At 64.6% G+C, this 15,668-nt stretch carries 16 protein-coding genes; 8 read left to right on the forward strand and 8 right to left on the reverse strand.

The window, feature by feature from the left end; translation table 11 throughout:
- Positions 1 to 351: 351 nt before the first annotated feature.
- The 3 genes from ACFW0B_RS12120 to ACFW0B_RS12130 form a co-directional block, all read right to left on the reverse strand.
- Positions 352 to 1,530 (reverse strand): acetyl-CoA C-acetyltransferase, encoded by a 1,179-nt coding sequence (locus ACFW0B_RS12120; protein ID WP_449148390.1) that lies wholly within the window; start codon positions 1,528 to 1,530, stop codon positions 352 to 354.
- Positions 1,531 to 1,672: 142 nt separating this feature from the next.
- Positions 1,673 to 2,329, reverse strand: a complete 657-nt coding sequence (locus tag ACFW0B_RS12125; protein ID WP_449148392.1) for a CoA transferase subunit B — start codon at positions 2,327 to 2,329, stop codon at positions 1,673 to 1,675.
- Between the two features lie 30 nt (positions 2,330 to 2,359).
- The gene (locus ACFW0B_RS12130) at positions 2,360 to 3,058 is read right to left on the reverse strand and encodes a CoA transferase subunit A (protein WP_449148394.1); all 699 of its coding nucleotides are present in this window, start codon (positions 3,056 to 3,058) and stop codon (positions 2,360 to 2,362) included.
- A 125-nt stretch (positions 3,059 to 3,183) separates the two neighbouring features.
- Between ACFW0B_RS12130 and ACFW0B_RS12135 the strand changes: the two genes are divergently transcribed.
- Both ACFW0B_RS12135 and ACFW0B_RS12140 read left to right on the forward strand, forming a co-directional pair.
- Positions 3,184 to 4,092, forward strand: a complete 909-nt coding sequence (locus tag ACFW0B_RS12135; protein ID WP_449148396.1) for a LysR family transcriptional regulator — start codon at positions 3,184 to 3,186, stop codon at positions 4,090 to 4,092.
- 60 nt (positions 4,093 to 4,152) lie between these two features.
- On the forward strand, positions 4,153 to 6,108 hold the full coding sequence (locus ACFW0B_RS12140) for an acetoacetate--CoA ligase (RefSeq protein ID WP_449148398.1): 1,956 nt from the start codon (positions 4,153 to 4,155) through the stop codon (positions 6,106 to 6,108).
- A gap of 293 nt (positions 6,109 to 6,401) precedes the next feature.
- On the opposite strand, the gene ACFW0B_RS12145 is transcribed toward ACFW0B_RS12140, so the two are convergent.
- Positions 6,402 to 7,610 carry a PilT/PilU family type 4a pilus ATPase gene (locus ACFW0B_RS12145; protein WP_449148400.1) on the reverse strand — a complete coding sequence of 403 codons (1,209 nt, stop codon included), beginning with the start codon at positions 7,608 to 7,610 and terminating at the stop codon, positions 6,402 to 6,404.
- 119 nt (positions 7,611 to 7,729) lie between these two features.
- On the opposite strand from ACFW0B_RS12145, the gene ACFW0B_RS12150 reads away from it, so the two are divergent.
- Positions 7,730 to 8,008 (forward strand): peptidylprolyl isomerase, encoded by a 279-nt coding sequence (locus ACFW0B_RS12150; protein ID WP_449148402.1) that lies wholly within the window; start codon positions 7,730 to 7,732, stop codon positions 8,006 to 8,008.
- 68 nt (positions 8,009 to 8,076) lie between these two features.
- On the opposite strand, the gene ACFW0B_RS12155 is transcribed toward ACFW0B_RS12150, so the two are convergent.
- Positions 8,077 to 8,376, reverse strand: a complete 300-nt coding sequence (locus ACFW0B_RS12155) for a hypothetical protein (RefSeq protein WP_449148404.1) — start codon at positions 8,374 to 8,376, stop codon at positions 8,077 to 8,079.
- Positions 8,377 to 8,487: 111 nt separating this feature from the next.
- The gene (locus tag ACFW0B_RS12160) at positions 8,488 to 8,928 is read right to left on the reverse strand and encodes a CopD family copper resistance protein (RefSeq protein ID WP_449148406.1); all 441 of its coding nucleotides are present in this window, start codon (positions 8,926 to 8,928) and stop codon (positions 8,488 to 8,490) included.
- Positions 8,929 to 9,238: 310 nt separating this feature from the next.
- On the opposite strand from ACFW0B_RS12160, the gene ACFW0B_RS12165 reads away from it, so the two are divergent.
- On the forward strand, positions 9,239 to 10,828 hold the full coding sequence (locus tag ACFW0B_RS12165) for an ABC-F family ATPase (RefSeq protein WP_449148408.1): 1,590 nt from the start codon (positions 9,239 to 9,241) through the stop codon (positions 10,826 to 10,828).
- 220 nt (positions 10,829 to 11,048) lie between these two features.
- Here ACFW0B_RS12165 and ACFW0B_RS12170 read toward each other — a convergent pair whose 3' ends face one another.
- Both ACFW0B_RS12170 and ACFW0B_RS12175 read right to left on the reverse strand, forming a co-directional pair.
- Positions 11,049 to 11,657 carry an FMN-dependent NADH-azoreductase gene (locus tag ACFW0B_RS12170; protein WP_449148410.1) on the reverse strand — a complete coding sequence of 203 codons (609 nt, stop codon included), beginning with the start codon at positions 11,655 to 11,657 and terminating at the stop codon, positions 11,049 to 11,051.
- Between the two features lie 142 nt (positions 11,658 to 11,799).
- Complete coding sequence (locus tag ACFW0B_RS12175) at positions 11,800 to 12,306, reverse strand: DUF1993 domain-containing protein (RefSeq protein WP_449148412.1); 507 nt, start codon at positions 12,304 to 12,306, stop codon at positions 11,800 to 11,802.
- Between the two features lie 150 nt (positions 12,307 to 12,456).
- On the opposite strand from ACFW0B_RS12175, the gene ACFW0B_RS12180 reads away from it, so the two are divergent.
- The 4 genes from ACFW0B_RS12180 (at position 12,457) to ACFW0B_RS12195 (ending at position 15,646) form a co-directional block, all read left to right on the forward strand.
- Positions 12,457 to 13,365 (forward strand): LysR substrate-binding domain-containing protein, encoded by a 909-nt coding sequence (locus ACFW0B_RS12180; protein WP_449148414.1) that lies wholly within the window; start codon positions 12,457 to 12,459, stop codon positions 13,363 to 13,365.
- A 97-nt stretch (positions 13,366 to 13,462) separates the two neighbouring features.
- Positions 13,463 to 14,644, forward strand: a complete 1,182-nt coding sequence (locus ACFW0B_RS12185; protein ID WP_449148416.1) for an MFS transporter — start codon at positions 13,463 to 13,465, stop codon at positions 14,642 to 14,644.
- Positions 14,645 to 14,660: 16 nt separating this feature from the next.
- Entirely contained in the window at positions 14,661 to 15,008 is a 348-nt protein-coding gene (locus ACFW0B_RS12190) for an MmcQ/YjbR family DNA-binding protein (RefSeq protein ID WP_449148418.1), read from the forward strand.
- An 80-nt stretch (positions 15,009 to 15,088) separates the two neighbouring features.
- Positions 15,089 to 15,646 (forward strand): putative glycolipid-binding domain-containing protein, encoded by a 558-nt coding sequence (locus ACFW0B_RS12195; protein ID WP_449148420.1) that lies wholly within the window; start codon positions 15,089 to 15,091, stop codon positions 15,644 to 15,646.
- Positions 15,647 to 15,668 lie beyond the last annotated feature (22 nt).

Consider the following 15,668-nt stretch of genomic DNA (forward strand, 5'->3'; position numbering starts at 1 on the left):
TCCGAAACGACGACGCCACGCCCGGAAGGGGCATGGTGAGGTCTGGTGCCCTTCGGGCCTTTCGGCCTTGGGCTCGTGCGTGATGGCCTTGCGTGGACCTGGACATGGCAGGTCCGTTTTTTTGTGTAGGTTGGTCCGAGCCTGCGAGGCCCAACTGTTGGGCTTCGCTGCGCTCGCGGAACGCCGTCCGGCCCAACCTGCGGGTGTTGCGTTATCGGAACGGGTAAAGCTGTCGGGTGGATCACGCTTCATCAATCCACCATCGGGGCCTGGCAGGCCCCGATGGTGGAAATAAAAAGCGATTTCCACCCTACATGACCCGCAATGCAGGTCGGGGGGGGGTGTTGTGGCTTAGCGCTCGACAGCCAGGGCTACGCCCATGCCGCCGCCGATGCACAGGGTCGCCAGACCCTTCTTGGCGTCGCGCTTGATCATTTCGTGGATCAGGCTGACCAGTACACGGCAGCCGGAAGCGCCGATGGGGTGGCCGAGGGCGATGGCGCCGCCGTTGACGTTGACCTTGGCCATGTCCCAGCCCAGCTCCTTGCCAACCGCCAGGGACTGCGCGGCGAAGGCTTCGTTGGCTTCGATCAGGTCGAGATCGTCGAGGCTCCAGCCGGCCTTGTCCAGACAACGACGGGTAGCGCTGACCGGGCCGATGCCCATGATCGCCGGATCGACACCGGAGTTGGCGTAGCCGGCGATGCGCGCCAGTACCGGCAGGCCCAGGGACTTGGCCTTCTCGGCGCTCATCAGTACCACGGCGGCGGCGCCGTCGTTGATGGTGGAGGCGTTGCCAGCGGTGACGCTGCCGTCCTTCTTGAAGGCGGGCTTGAGCTTGGCCAGGCTTTCGGCGGTGGTGCCGGCGCGCGGACCTTCGTCGGTATCGAAGGCGATGGGGTCGCCCTTCCACTGCGGGATCAGGATGGGCGTGATCTCATCCTTGAAGCGGCCAGCCTCGATGGCCGCGACGGCTTTCTGCTGGGAGGCGGCAGCAAAGGCGTCCTGCTGTTCGCGGGTCAGGCCGTATTGCTCCACCAGATTCTCGGCGGTGACGCCCATGTGGTAGTTGTTGAAGGCGTCGGTCAGGCCGTCGTGGATCATGGTGTCCAGCGCCTTGGCGTGGCCCATGCGCATGCCGGTACGGGCGGCCGGGAGGACGTAGGGCGCCAGGCTCATGTTTTCCTGGCCGCCGGCGATGATCACTTCGGCGTCGCCGCAACGGATGGCCTGGACGCCCAGGTGCAGGGCCTTGAGGCCGGAACCGCAGAGCTTGTTCAGGTTCATGGCCGGTACCGCGTGGGGCAGGCCGGCGAGGATGGCGGCCTGGCGGGCCGGGTTCTGGCCGGCGCCGGCGGTGAGCACCTGGCCGAGAATCACTTCATCGATCTGCTCGCCCTTGAGGCCGGTCTGCTCCAGCAGCTGGCGGATCACTGCAGCGCCCAGTTCATGGGCGGGAATATTGGCCAGCGCGCCCTGGAAGCTGCCAATGGCAGTGCGGGTGGCGGCAACGATTACGACGTCTTTCATGAGGACCTCCGTTTGATCCGTAGGAGCGAGCTTGCTCGCGAATCGATTCGATCTTCGCGAGCAAGCTCGCTCCTACAAAAATTGAAAAAACCGCGCCGGAGGAGTGCCTTGCGTGGTGGCCTCCTCCGGCGCGGCAGAGCAATCAGAACGTCATTTCTACCACATCGTCGGGGACGATCAGGCGGCCGGCGGTCTTCTCGGCAATCTCGGCGATGCTCACACCAGGCGCGGTTTCGCGCAGGATGAAGGCGCCGTCTTCGATCTCCAGGTAGGCCAGGTCGGTGAGCACCTTGCGGATGCAGCCGGCACCGGTCAGCGGCAGCGAGCACTGCTCCAGCAGCTTGGACTCGCCGTCCTTGGAGGCGTGGGTCATGGTGACGATGATGTTGTCGGCACCGGCCACCAGGTCCATGGCGCCGCCCATGCCCTTGATCAGCTTGCCCGGGATCATCCAGGAGGCAATGTTGCCCTGGACATCCACTTCGAAGGCGCCAAGCACGGTCAGGTCGACGTGGCCGCCGCGGATCATCGCAAAGGACTCGGCGGAGGAGAAGATGGAAGCGCCCTTCACCGCAGTGACGGTCTGCTTGCCGGCGTTGATCATGTCGGCGTCGACTTCATCCTCGGTGGGGAAGGCGCCCATGCCGAGCAGGCCGTTCTCGGACTGCAGCATCACTTGCATGCCTTCGGGTACGTAGTTGGCGACCAGGGTCGGAATGCCGATCCCCAGGTTCACGTAGTAGCCGTCTTTCAGTTCGCGGGCCACGCGCTGGGCCATCTGTTCGCGGGTCAGTGCCATGTCGGTTTCCTCGAATTCTTCTTGTCGTGGTCAGGAGCGAACGGTGCGTTTCTCGATACGCTTCTCAAAGGTTCCGCAAATGACGCGGTCCACATAGATGCCGGGCGTGTGGATCTGGGCCGGGTCCAGTTCGCCCGGCTCGACGATTTCTTCCACCTCGACCACGGTGATACGGCCGGCCGTGGCCGCCAGCGGATTGAAGTTCTGTGCGGTATGGCGGTAGATCACGTTACCGAAGTGATCGGCCTTCCAGCCCTTGACGATGGCGAAGTCGCCGGTAATCGAGGGTTCGAGGATGTACTTGCGGCCATTGAACTCGCGCACTTCCTTGCCTTCGGCAATCGGGGTGCCGTAGCCGGTGGCGGTGAAGAAGGCCGGGATACCGGCGCCGCCTGCGCGCATCTTCTCGGCGAGGGTGCCCTGGGGGGTCAGTTCGACTTCCAGTTCGCCGCTGAGCAGTTGCTGCTCGAACAGGGCGTTTTCGCCCACGTAGGAGGCGATCATCTTGCGGATCTGGCGGTCTTCGAGCAGCACGCCCAGGCCGAAGCCATCGATGCCGCAGTTGTTGGAAACCACAGTGAGGCCCTTGACGCCACGGCGGCGGATCTCGGCAATCAGGTTCTCGGGGATGCCACAGAGGCCGAAACCACCGGCCAGGACGGTCATGTTGTCGGTCAGCCCGTCCAGGGCTTCCTCGTAGCTGTATACGCGCTTGTCGAGTCCACTCATGCTATGTGCCTCTTGTCGTTATTGATCGCGGCGGGGATACCGTCGTTGAGTGGGCCAGAGCTTCTCCGACGCAGACTGATTTGTTAAGTTTGTTTTTCCTAACGATTAATAAACAAAGCAAATAAATGACCATCAAGCAGCTGCGCGCCTTCCTCGCCGTGGCGCAGAGCCTGAGCTTCGCCCAGGCCTGCGAGCGGTTGCATCTGTCCCAGCCGGCCCTCTCCCTGGCGATCAAGAACCTTGAAGATTCCCTCGGCGGCCAGCTGCTGGTGCGCACCACCCGCAGCGTCGCGCTGACGCCCGAGGGCGAAACCCTGCTGCCCATCGCCCGGCGCCTGCTGGCGGACTGGGACAACACCGAGGAACTGCTGCGCCAGCACTTCACCCTGCAGCTTGGCAAGGTGTCCATCGCCGCCATGCCCTCCTTCGCCGGCAACCTGCTGCCGGCGGCGCTCAAGGCCTTCCGCGACCAGCACCCCAAGGTCAACGTGGCAGTGCATGACGTGATCAACGAGCAGGTAATGGAAATGGTGCGCGACCGCCGGGTGGAGCTGGGCATCGCCTTCGAGCCGGAGTCCCTCGACGGCCTGGATTTCATGCCCTTCTACACCGACCGCTTCGTGGCCGTGGTACCCGCCGGTTGCGAGCTGGCGCAGCGCGCCGATGTCGGCTGGAAGGAACTGCTGCAAGGCAACTTCATCACCCTGCAGCGCCCGTCCGCGGTGCGCCTGATGCTCGAACAAGTACTCGCGCCGCAGTACGGCCATCTGCCGGTGGCCTTCGAGAGCCACCAGCTGGTGACCGTGGGGCGGATGGTGGCCCAGGGGCTGGGCGTCAGCGCCGTACCCAGCCTGTGCGTCCAGCAGATGGAGGAACTGGGGGCCCGCTGCATCGCCCTGCACAGCCCCCAGGTGGAACGCCGCGTGGGCCTGCTCCGGCTGGCCGAGCACACGCTCTCCACCGCCGCCCAGGCCCTCAGCGACGTGCTGCTGAATGCCCACGACTGGAGCCGCATGGACCTGCCCCGCCCCTGAGCAGGGCCTATGCTGATTAGCAACCGGATGACCCACATGTCGCCAGATGAGGATGCGCAGATGGACAAACCACTGTGGACCCCCAGCCCGGTGCGGATCGCCGCAACCCGCATGGACGCCTTCCGCCGCCAGGTCTGCCAGCGCGAGGGCCTGGACCTGCCCGACTACCCTGCCCTGCACGCCTGGAGCGTGGATCGCCGCGAGGCCTTCTGGCAGGCCATAGTCGAATTCTTCGACATCCGTTTCAGCACGCCGCCCATGGCCGTACTGCAAGAAGATGCCGCGATGCCCAGCGCCCGCTGGTTCCCCGGCGCCACCCTGAACTTCGCCGAACACCTGCTGCGCCGCCGCGACCAGCGGCCAGCGCTGGTGGCCATCGGCGAAGACGGCAGCCGCGTGCAACTGACCTATGCCGGGCTGGCCAGCCATGTCGCCGGCCTGCAGCGGAGCCTGAAAGCCCTTGGCGTGGGTGTCGGCGATCGCGTTGCGGCCTTCATGCCCAATACCTGGCAAACGGTGGTGGGCATGCTCGCCGCGACCAGCCTGGGCGCCACCTGGTCATCCTGCTCGCCGGACTTCGGCACCCAGGGTGTGATCGACCGCTTTGGCCAGATCGAGCCCAGGGTGCTGATTGCCGCCGCCGGTTACCGCTATGCCGGCAAGAACCTGGACCTGACCGCCAAGCTCAACGAAATCCTCGAGCGCATGCCCTGGCTGGAACAACTGGTGGTGGTCCCCTACTCCCGTCCCGAGGCACGCCCAGCCGACTTCACCACCCGCGCCCGTGTCGCCCTGTGGGACGACCTCTACCAGCCCGGCGGCGAACCCGACTTCACCCCGGTGCCCTTCGACCAGCCGCTGTACATCCTCTACTCCAGCGGCACCACCGGGGTACCCAAATGCATCGTCCACGGCGTGGGCGGTACCCTGCTGCAACACGTCAAGGAACACGGCCTGCACTGCGACCTGACGGCCTCGGACACGCTGTTCTACTTCACCACCTGCGGCTGGATGATGTGGAACTGGCTAGTATCCGGCCTGGCCCTGGGCGCCACCCTGGTGCTCTACGACGGTTCCCCCTTCCATCCGGGCCCCGAACGCCTGATGGACCTGATCGATGCCGAGGGCATCAGCATCTTCGGCACCAGCGCCAAGTACCTCGCCGCCCTGGAGAAGGCCGGCATCAAACCGCGCCAGAACCACCGCCTGGAGCGCCTGAAGGCGCTGCTCTCTACCGGTTCGCCGCTGTCCCACGAGAGCTTCGAGTTCGTCTACCGCGAAATCAAGGACGAGCTGTGCCTGTCCTCCATTTCCGGCGGCACCGACATCGTTTCCTGCTTCGCCCTGGGCAACCCGGTGCTGCCGGTGTGGCGCGGCGAGCTGCAGTGCAAGGGCCTGGGCATGGACACCCAGGTGTGGAACGAGGACGGCAGGCGGGTATTCGGCGAGAAAGGCGAACTGGTCTGCGCCCGGCACTTCCCGTCGATGCCGGTGGGCTTCTGGAACGACCCGGACGGGGCGAAGTTCAGGGCAGCCTACTTCGAAACCTTTCCCGGTGTCTGGGCCCACGGCGACTACGCCGAAGAAACCGCGCACGGCGGCCTGGTGATCCACGGCCGCTCCGATGCCGTGCTCAACCCCGGCGGTGTGCGCATCGGCACCGCGGAGATCTACCGCCAGGTGGAAAAGGTGGAGGAAGTGCTGGAATCCATCGCCATCGGCCAGGACTGGCAAGGCGATGTTCGGGTGGTGCTGTTCGTTCGCCTGCGCGATGGCGCGGTGCTGGACGACGCCCTGCGTGAGCGCATCCGCCAGGTGATCCGCGCCAACACCACCCCGCGCCATGTGCCGGCGAAAATCATCGCCGTGGCCGACATCCCTCGCACCCTGAGCGGCAAGATCGTCGAACTGGCGGTGCGCAATGTAGTGCATGGCAAGCCGGTGAAGAACACCGATGCCCTGGCCAATCCGCAGGCGCTGGAGTTGTATCGGGATCTGGAAGAGCTCAAGAGCTGAGCCGATCTTGTGGGGGCGATTTCAATCGCGAACGAATTCGCCCCCACAGGTCCGCCCATGGGACTCCCAGCGAGACTCAATCGCCCTCACCCCAACCCTCTCCCGGAGGGAGAGGGGGCTGTCTGTGCCGGCGTCCGGCCCTGTCTACGAATGCACGGCAGGGTGCGCTGCGCGCACCAATTCCGGGCTCGCCTTCCGCGCCAGGTCAAACCGCCGGTGCGCACGGCGCCCCTACCGGATCGCCTTCAATGAATTGCCTGTGTCTGCTTTAGCTGCTGCCAGGCATAGCCCCTTCAGCGCGGCCCCGGCTCCTCCGGCTCATCGTCTTCCAGTTCTTCCAGCTTCAGCTCCAGCCCCCAACTGGCGGAATCCGCGGTAGCGCTCGGTGTGGCTGCCGGTGCCGGAGCTGCGGGGGCGGATGTGGACGGGGCCGCCGCCGGACCTTCGCGATAGAGCTTGAGCTTCAGGCGCAGGTTGTTGGCCGAGTCGGCGTTCTTGATGGCCTCCTCTTCCGGAATGGCGCCCTCCACCACCAGGTCGAACAGTGCCTGGTCGAAGGTCTGCATGCCCAGGCCGCGAGACTTTTCCATGATCTCCTTGATGGAGTGGAATTCACCGCGCTTGATCAGGTCGCTGATAGTCGAGGTGCCCAGCAGCACTTCCACCGCCGCTCGGCGCTTGCCGTCCTGGGTACGCACCAGGCGCTGGGAAACGAAGGCCTTGAGGTTGTTGCCCAGGTCGTTGAGCAGCTGCGGGCGGCGCTCTTCGGGGAAGAAGTTGATGATGCGGTCCAGCGCCTGGTTGGCGTTGTTGGCGTGCAGGGTGGAAATGGCCAGGTGGCCGGTGTCGGCGAAGGCCAGGGCGTGCTCCATGGTCTCGCGGTCGCGAATTTCGCCGATCAGGATCACATCCGGCGCCTGGCGCAGGGTGTTCTTCAACGCAGCGTGGAAACTTCGGGTATCCACCCCCACTTCGCGCTGGTTGATGATGGATTTCTTGTGCCGGTGCACGTACTCCACCGGGTCTTCGATGGTGATGATGTGGCCGCCGCTGTTGCGGTTGCGGTAGTCGATCAGCGCCGCCAGCGAGGTGGACTTGCCGGAACCGGTACCGCCGACGAAGAGCACCAGGCCGCGCTTCTCCATCACCATCTTGAGCAGCACTTCGGGCAGCTTGAGGTCTTCGAAGCGCGGGATATCCAGCTTGATGTTCCGCGCGACGATGGAGACCTCGTTGCGCTGGCGGAAGATGTTGATGCGGAAGCGGCCGATGTTCGGCAGCGAGATGGCCAGGTTCATCTCCAGCTCACGGTCGAACTCGGCGCGCTGCTCGGCGTCCATGATCGACTCGGCGATCCTGGCCACGTCGCCGGCCTTGAGCGGTTCGTTGCTGAGCGGCCGCAACAGGCCGTTGAACTTGGCGCAGGGCGGCGCGCCCGTGGACAGATAGAGGTCGGAGCCATCCTGGGTAGCCAGGATCTTGAGCATCGCAGAGAGGTCCATCGAAGGTGCGCATCCCGTATCAGATGAAGGCATCCGCTTGGCGGATCACCGGTGCCCAACTGTATGGCGGCTGCCCGTACTGGCACAATGAACCGCTCCACAGTCCAAGAGGAATTCCCATGGCCAAGGCCCTTGCCCGCCATATCCTGGTCAAGACCGAGGCGGAAGCCGAACAATTGAAGAAGCGCCTGGACAAGGGCGAAGACTTCGCCGTCCTGGCCAGGAAACACTCCATCTGCCCGTCCGGCAAACGCGGCGGCGACCTGGGCGAAGTGCGCCCCGGCCAGATGGTGCGAGTGATCGATCAGGTGATTTTCAAGAAGCCCGTGCGCGTCATCCATGGCCCGGTGAAAAGCCAGTTCGGCTATCACCTGGTGCAGGTGTTCTTCCGGGATTGAAGGGCATTTCGCGATGATGGGCACCGTCCGTGGCGCAGTGCCCATCATCGCGCCTGAATCTGAAGGCCTTATTGCAGGGTTTCCCGCGCGCAGGAGCGGGAAATGTCGGTGAGGATCGTCAGTTCGTCGTCGGTCGGCTTCCGGCCTTCGCTCACACTCACCAGCTGCTGTGAGGTGAAGGCCTCCTGCATCATGCCGCTGGAACAGTTGCAGTAGTCGACGGCCTTGTCCTGCGGAACCTGCCTGGCCGCGCTGGCAACGCACTCCCGGGTGAACTTCTCGTCACCACCCTGCGGCCATTCACCCGCTACCGCTGCGAAGGTGCCGGCCTGCAGGGCCAGTGCAACGAAAATCAGCGTTCTCTTCACCTGCCTTCTCCTTTTGCGCGTGGAAGGCACATTCTTGCCCCAGCGCAGCCCCGGCGCGCAATAGCCGCAAGCCACAAGAAGTTGACCTTCGGCGACGGCCCGGCAAACACCTCACCAATTGAGCAGGAACATCGCCTTGGCCAGGAACAGGATGCCGAGCATCTGCACCAGCACACTGAGGTGGATCATGCGGGAGCGGGCCGGTGTCATGCGCCCGCTGCGCATCAGCACGACGACCAGCAGGAAGTGCCCGAGGATGCTCAGTGCCAGACAGATCTTCAGCACCAGCAAAGTGCCGAAGCTGCTGGAGAAAGGCTCCCGCAGCACCGCGCGGTAATGCCAGGCCAGCGTCAGGCCAGCACCGTAGAGCACCAGGACGACCCAATGCATAACGCGCCGGGCGCGCTGCCCCAGGGCTCTGGACAGCTGTTCACGAGGCCCCGCCTCCAGGCTGCGGGCTGCCCGACTGAGGATCATGACTTCGAAAAACACCCCGCCGATGAAAAATGCCGCGGCGGTGAGATGCGCAAACTTGAGCAGTAGATAGAGCACGTCACGTCCCCTCTTGTCCTGGATGGGTGTCCATCATGCGCATGCTGGTGAGGCGCACCGTGATCGGGATCAATTCCCCCTGGGCATGAATGCCCAGAACGCACCGAGTTCCGTAGACCGGATGAAATCCGGGGAAAGTCCCACCGCCGCTCGCGGATTTCATCCAGGCTGCGATTTACCAGTTTGCAGGGCCGACGAACTCCGCTATCCCTTTCGTCCCGCAGCCGTCTAAGGTTCCCCCCAGCCCAGGGCAAAACCGCTACAATCGCGCCTTTTTTGCGCGCGAGCGCCCCACGTCCAGGATTTCATCGTGATCTCTACCGCCAACATCACCATGCAGTTCGGCCCCAAGCCGCTGTTCGAGAACGTTTCCGTCAAGTTCGGCAACGGCAACCGCTACGGCCTGATCGGTGCCAACGGCTGCGGCAAGTCGACCTTCATGAAGATTCTCGGTGGTGAACTCGAACCCTCCGCCGGCCAGGTGATGCTCGAGCCGAACGTGCGCCTCGGCAAGCTGCGCCAGGACCAGTTCGCCTACGAAGACTTCAGCGTGATCGACACCGTGATCATGGGCCACGAAGAGTTGTGGCGCGTGAAAGCCGAGCGCGACCGCATCTACTCGCTGCCGGAAATGAGCGAAGACGACGGGATGGCCGTAGCCGAACTGGAAGTGATGTTCGCCGAAATGGACGGCTACACCGCCGAATCCCGCGCCGGCGAGCTGCTACTGGGCGTGGGCATCCCGCTGGACCAGCATTTCGGTCCGATGAGCGCCGTGGCGCCGGGCTGGAAGCTGCGGGTGCTGCTGGCCCAGGCGCTGTTCTCCGATCCGGACGTGCTGCTGCTGGACGAACCGACCAACCACCTGGACATCAACACCATCCGCTGGCTGGAAGGCGTGCTCACGGCGCGTAACTCCACCATGATCATCATTTCCCACGACCGCCACTTCCTGAACAGCGTCTGCACCCACATGGCCGACCTGGACTACGGCGAGCTGCGCCTGTTCCCGGGCAACTACGACGAGTACATGACCGCGGCCGAACAGGCCCGCGAACGCCTGCTCTCGGACAATGCCAAGAAGAAGGCGCAGATCGCCGAACTGCAGCAGTTCGTCAGCCGCTTCTCGGCCAACGCCTCCAAGGCCAAGCAGGCCACCAGCCGTGCGCGCCAGATCGACAAGATCCAGCTGGAAGAGGTCAAGCCGTCCAGCCGTGTGAGCCCGTTCATCCGCTTCGAGCAGTACAAGAAGCTGCACCGCCAGGCGGTGACCCTGGAGAAGGTCAGCCAGGGCTACGACGGCGTCCCGCTGTTCAACAACCTGTCGATGCAGATCGAAGCCGGCGAACGCGTCGCCATCATCGGCCCGAACGGTATCGGCAAGACCACCCTGCTGCGCACCCTGGTGGGCGAGATGGCGCCGCTGGGCGGCGAGGTGAAATGGACCGAGAGCGCCGATGTCGGCTACTTCGCCCAGGACCACGCAGGAGACTTCGAAGACGATGTAACCCTGTTCGACTGGATGGCCCAGTGGACCCAGGGTGGCGAGCAACTGGTGCGCGGCACCCTCGGCCGCATGCTGTTCTCCAACGACGAGATCAAGAAGTCGGTGAAGGTGATTTCCGGTGGCGAACAGGGCCGCATGCTGTTCGGCAAGCTGATCCTGAAGAAGCCCAACGTGCTGGTGATGGACGAACCCACCAACCACCTGGACATGGAATCGATCGAGGCGCTCAACCTGGCGCTGGAGAACTACCCGGGCACCCTGATCTTCGTCAGCCACGACCGTGAGTTCGTTGGCTCCCTGGCCACCCGCATCATCGAGCTCAGCGAGAACGGCGTGACCGACTTCAGCGGCACCTATGACGATTACCTGCGCAGCCAGGGTGTGATTGCCTGATCGGTACCGCCTGGCACGGCATCTCGCTTCATTGTGGGGGCGAATTCATTCGCCAAGGGGTGCGAAGCGCCCCCTGAGATTCGAGGGCCGAACCTTCGGTCCGGTTAGCGAATAAATTCGCCCCCACAGGTAAGGCAGACCATGCCTCTTAAGATTGGTCGCGCGCTCCAAAACACAATGCCCCGCAATTGCGGGGCATTGTGTTATCCGGCGTACGAAATCAGGCAGCGGCGAACAGTTCTCCGATCTGCTGTTTGGCGGCGCTGATGGCGTTGGCGCGGGGTTCTTCGCCGTAGGCCAGGCCTTCTGCGCGGACGACTTCGATGTCGGTCACGCCAAGGAAGTTCAGCACCAGCTTCAGGTAGTCCTCATGGGCCTGGCCGGAAACCTGGCCGGCGTGGATACCGCCTGCGGTGTTGACGATCACTACCTTCTTGCCACCTGCCAGGCCTTCCGGGCCGTTCTCGGTGTAGCGGAAGGTCTTGCCGGCAACGGCGATGCGGTCGATCCAGGCCTTCAGCTGGCTCGGAATGCTGAAGTTGTACATCGGAGCGCCGATGACGATGGCGTCGGCGGCGAGGAATTCGTTCAGGGTGGCCTCACCCAGTTCGGCTTCGTGCTTCTGGGCGGCGTCGCGCAGTTCGGCCGGAGTACCGCCGGCAACCAGGCTCAGGGCGGACAGGTGGCTGATGGCATCGCTTGCCAGGTCGCGGTAGGTGACCTGGGCGGCCGGCTCGGCGGCGGTCCAGGCGGCCACCACGTCACGGCTCAATTGGCGGGAGGCGGAAGCGTCACCGAGGATGCTGGAGTCAAGGTGCAGAATCTTCATGGATGGTTACCCTCAGTTGGGCGACCGGCGACGGCCGATCGGAATGGAGGCAATCCTATCCATGTCGATAAAGCATGATTAGACGGCAAATTTGTGATTCAGCGTCCCATCCATGGGACAAATTCATACGCCGTGGATGGCGTCAGACGCCGCCCAGGAAATCCATCTTGCCGACATCCACGCCGTTGTGGCGGAGGATGGCGTAGGCCGCGGTGACGTGGAAATAGAAGTTCGGCATGGCGAAGCCCAGCAGGTAGTCGCGACCGCTGAAGCTCATTTCGCCGCTGCGCATCTTCAGTACCACGGTGCGGGTTTCGCTGCCTTCGAAGCGGGCGGCGTCGATGCCCTTGATGAAGTCCTGGGTCCTGGCAATACGCGCCTGCAGTTCGTCGAAGGTGCTTTCGGTGTCTTCCCAGCTCGGCACTTCGACGTCGGCCAGACGGGCCGCGCAACCCTTGGCCATGTCGCTGGCGATCTGCACCTGGCGGACCAGGGGGAACATGTCGGGCGCCAGGCGCGACTCGATGAACACCTTGGGGTCTATGCCGCGCGCCTGGGCGTTGGCTTCGGCTTTCTTGAGGATGTTGGATAGATTGCCGAGCATGCGTGCCAGGACCGGGACGGATGCCTCGTACATGGACAAGGACATGGTGATCGCTCCATTTCGGGTGGATGGAAGCGCTCAGGTATAGCGCTTGCCAGTCCACCCGGCAATGTCCGTGAAAAGTCCCACCAGAGAGGGCAATGACGCGGTAAAGTCACGCATTGCGCCAGCTCGTTCCATGCACAGGACAAGGCCATGCAAGACCTCAACGACCTCTTCTATTTCGCCAAGGTGGTAGAACACGGCGGCTTCTCCGCCGCCGGCCGCCTGCTCGGTATTCCCAAGTCACGCCTGTCACGGCGCATCGCCGAACTGGAAGCCCGGCTTGGCGCGCGCCTGCTGCAGCGGACGACTCGCAAGCTGGCACTGACCGATGTCGGCGAGCGTTTCCTGCGCCATTGCCAGGCAATGCTGCTGGAAGCCGAGCAGGCCGAGGAAGTGGTGGCCAGCCTCACGGTCGAACCGCGGGGGCGGCTGCGGGTGTCCTGCCCGGTGGAGCTGGCCCATTCATTGCTCAAGCAGATCATCATCGACTTCCTCCAGCAGTACCCACTGGTGCAGCTGGACATGCTCCTGACCAACCGCCGGGTGGACCTGCTCGAAGAAGGCGTGGACGTCGCCCTGCGGATACGCGAAGTCGGCGACGAGGACCCGAACCTGATCGCCCGGATGCTGACCCGGGCCCGGGCTTTCCTGGTGGCCGCCCCCAGCCTGGTGGAAGGCATGAGCATCCACACCCCGGACGATCTCCAGCAGCTGCCGGCCCTTGGTGCGCTGGCGGTGGACCGGCGAATCCATCATCACCTGCAGGACGACCAGGGCAACCGCCGCGAGGTAGCGCTGGAGGCTCGACTGGGCATCGAGGACTTCGACGTACGCAAGCAGGCGGCACTGGCGGGCCTGGGATTCAGCATGCTGCCGCAGATGAACTGTGAGGCCGAACTGCGCGACGGCAGCCTGGTTCGCCTGCTGCCCGACTGGCACCTGCCAGGGGGATACCTGCAGGTGGCCTACACCCACCGGCGCGGCATGCTGCCGGCGGTGCGGGCCTGGATCGAGCATCTGGTGCAGGCCTTCGCCCGCAGCGACTTGCCGCCGGTCTGAAAACTCGCCAGCAAGGCAACCATTAGCCAGCTTCCTTTAGCGCAGTGACTCAGGGATGATGGCGGCGCCCTCCCCCAGCCCGATTCCAGGTTCTGCCATGAGCACGCCACAGCCGTCCGCGTCCTCCAATACCCTGCAGATCATCACCGTCGTCTTTTTCACCTTCATCAGCTTCTTCTGCGTCGGCCTGCCGATCGCTGTGCTCCCCGGTTACGTGCACGACGACATGGGCTACGGCTCGGTGATGGCTGGGATTGTCATCAGCACCCAGTACCTTGCCACCCTGCTCTCCCGCCCCATGTCCGGAAGCCTGGCCGACCGGCTGGGCGCCAAGCGCGCGGTAATGTACGGCATGGCCTGCTGCGGCGCTTCGGGGGTACTGACGCTGCTCTCGACCTCGCTGACGCAATTCCCCCTGACGAGCCTGGCGCTCCTGCTCGGCGGGCGGGTGGCGCTGGGCATCGGCCAGGGGCTGGTGGGCACCGGGTCCATCAGTTGGGGCGTGGGCCTGGTGGGCGCGGAGAACATGGCGCGGGTGATCTCCTTCAACGGCATCGCATCCTACGGCGCGGTTGCCATTGGCGCCCCGATGGGCGTGGTCCTGGTGGATGGCTTGGGCCTGTGGAGCATCGGCGGACTGATGGCGGTGCTCTGTGCCATCGCCCTGCTGCTGGCCTGGCCCAGGCGTCCTTCGCCCATCGTCCAGGGCGAGCGACTGCCTTTCAGCAACGTGTTCCTGCGCATCGCCCCCAACGGCACGGCGCTGGCCCTGGGCTCCATCGGCTTCGGCACCCTGGCCACCTTCATCACCCTCTACTACGCCAGCATCGGCTGGGAAGGCGCCGCCTACTGCCTCACCGCGTTCGGCTGCGCCTTCATCGCTGCGCGACTCTTGTTCGTCAACAGCATCAAGCACCTGGGCGGCTATCGTGTGGCCATCGCCTGCCTGGCCGTGGAGAGCCTCGGCCTGTTCCTGCTGTGGGCCGCCAGCACACCCTGGCTGGCCCTGGCCGGCGCTGCCCTGACCGGTTTCGGTCTGTCGCTGGTCTATCCTGCCCTGGGCGTCGAGGCGGTCACGCGCATTCCGGCCGCCAGCCGCAGCTCGGCGCTGGGCGCCTACGCGGTATTCTTCGACCTGGCCCTCGGCATCTCCGGCCCCTTGATGGGTGCCATCGCCAGTGGCGCGGGCTTTGCCGCGATCTTCCTGGTCGCCGCCCTGATGGCGCTGACCGGCATGCTGCTCAGCCTGTGGTTGCTGCGCGGCCAGACCCGAACCTGACGGAACAGGAGCCTCCATGACCCCCGAGCAAGTCGCCGCCTTCTGCCTGCAGCTTCCCGGCGCCCGGGAAGACCTCAAATGGGGCAGCAACCGGGTGTTCTCCATCGCCGGCAACAAGATGTTCGCCATCCTGGATTTCCTCGGCGATGGCCTGGCCTTCAAGGTCGACAAGGAGCTCTTCCTCGGTTATGTCGACCGCCCCGGCATCAGCCCCGCCCCCTACCTGGCCCGCGCCCACTGGATCGCCATGCAGTGGCCCTATCCCATGGGCGACGATGAGCTGCGCGGGCTGATCACCCGTTCACACCAGCTGGTGGTGGCGCGGCTGCCGAAGATCCGCCAGATCGGACTGCTGCTGGACTGACCCGGAGCGGCCGCCGCCCGTCCGCTTGCTACCTTTTCACCATGGACCTGCGCCGACCCGGCACCAGGAGGCCTCAAGCAATGAGAACCACCGCCCTCTGGGCCCATCTCTGGAACAATCGCGCCCCCGCCCAGGGCCTGGAGGACTTCCGCCTGGAAGGGCGCCGGGCTGACGGCGGGATGCTGGCCTTCGACGACGACGGCACGCCCTATCGCCTGAACTACACCCTGGAGTACGGGAAAGGCTGGGAGCCGCGGGCGTTCAGCGCCACGGTGCGTGACGGACGCGGCAGCCACAGCCTGAGCCTGCGCCGCGACGGCCTGCACTGGCTGGATGGCAACGGCCAGAAGCTGCCGGAGCTGTCCGACAGCCTCGACCTGGACCTCTGGCCCACGCCCTTCACCAACAGCCCGAGCATCTGGCGCCTGTTCCTCAACCCCGGCGAGCGGCGGGAGATCGAGGTAGTCTTCGTCGAAGCCCCGCAACTGACCGTGCGCCCCATGCGCCAGGCCTACACCCGCCTCGACCAGACCCGCTACCTCTACCAGAGCCTCGACGGCAGCGGCTTCGAGGCAGTGCTGACCCTGGACGAGGACGGATTGGTGAATCGCTATCCGCTGTTCTTTCAGCGGTTGTAATCTGCCGCAGAACCTGCTGTGG

Origin of the sequence: Metapseudomonas phytobenefica, from assembly GCF_043392685.1 — a bacterium.
Classification (GTDB): domain Bacteria; phylum Pseudomonadota; class Gammaproteobacteria; order Pseudomonadales; family Pseudomonadaceae; genus Metapseudomonas.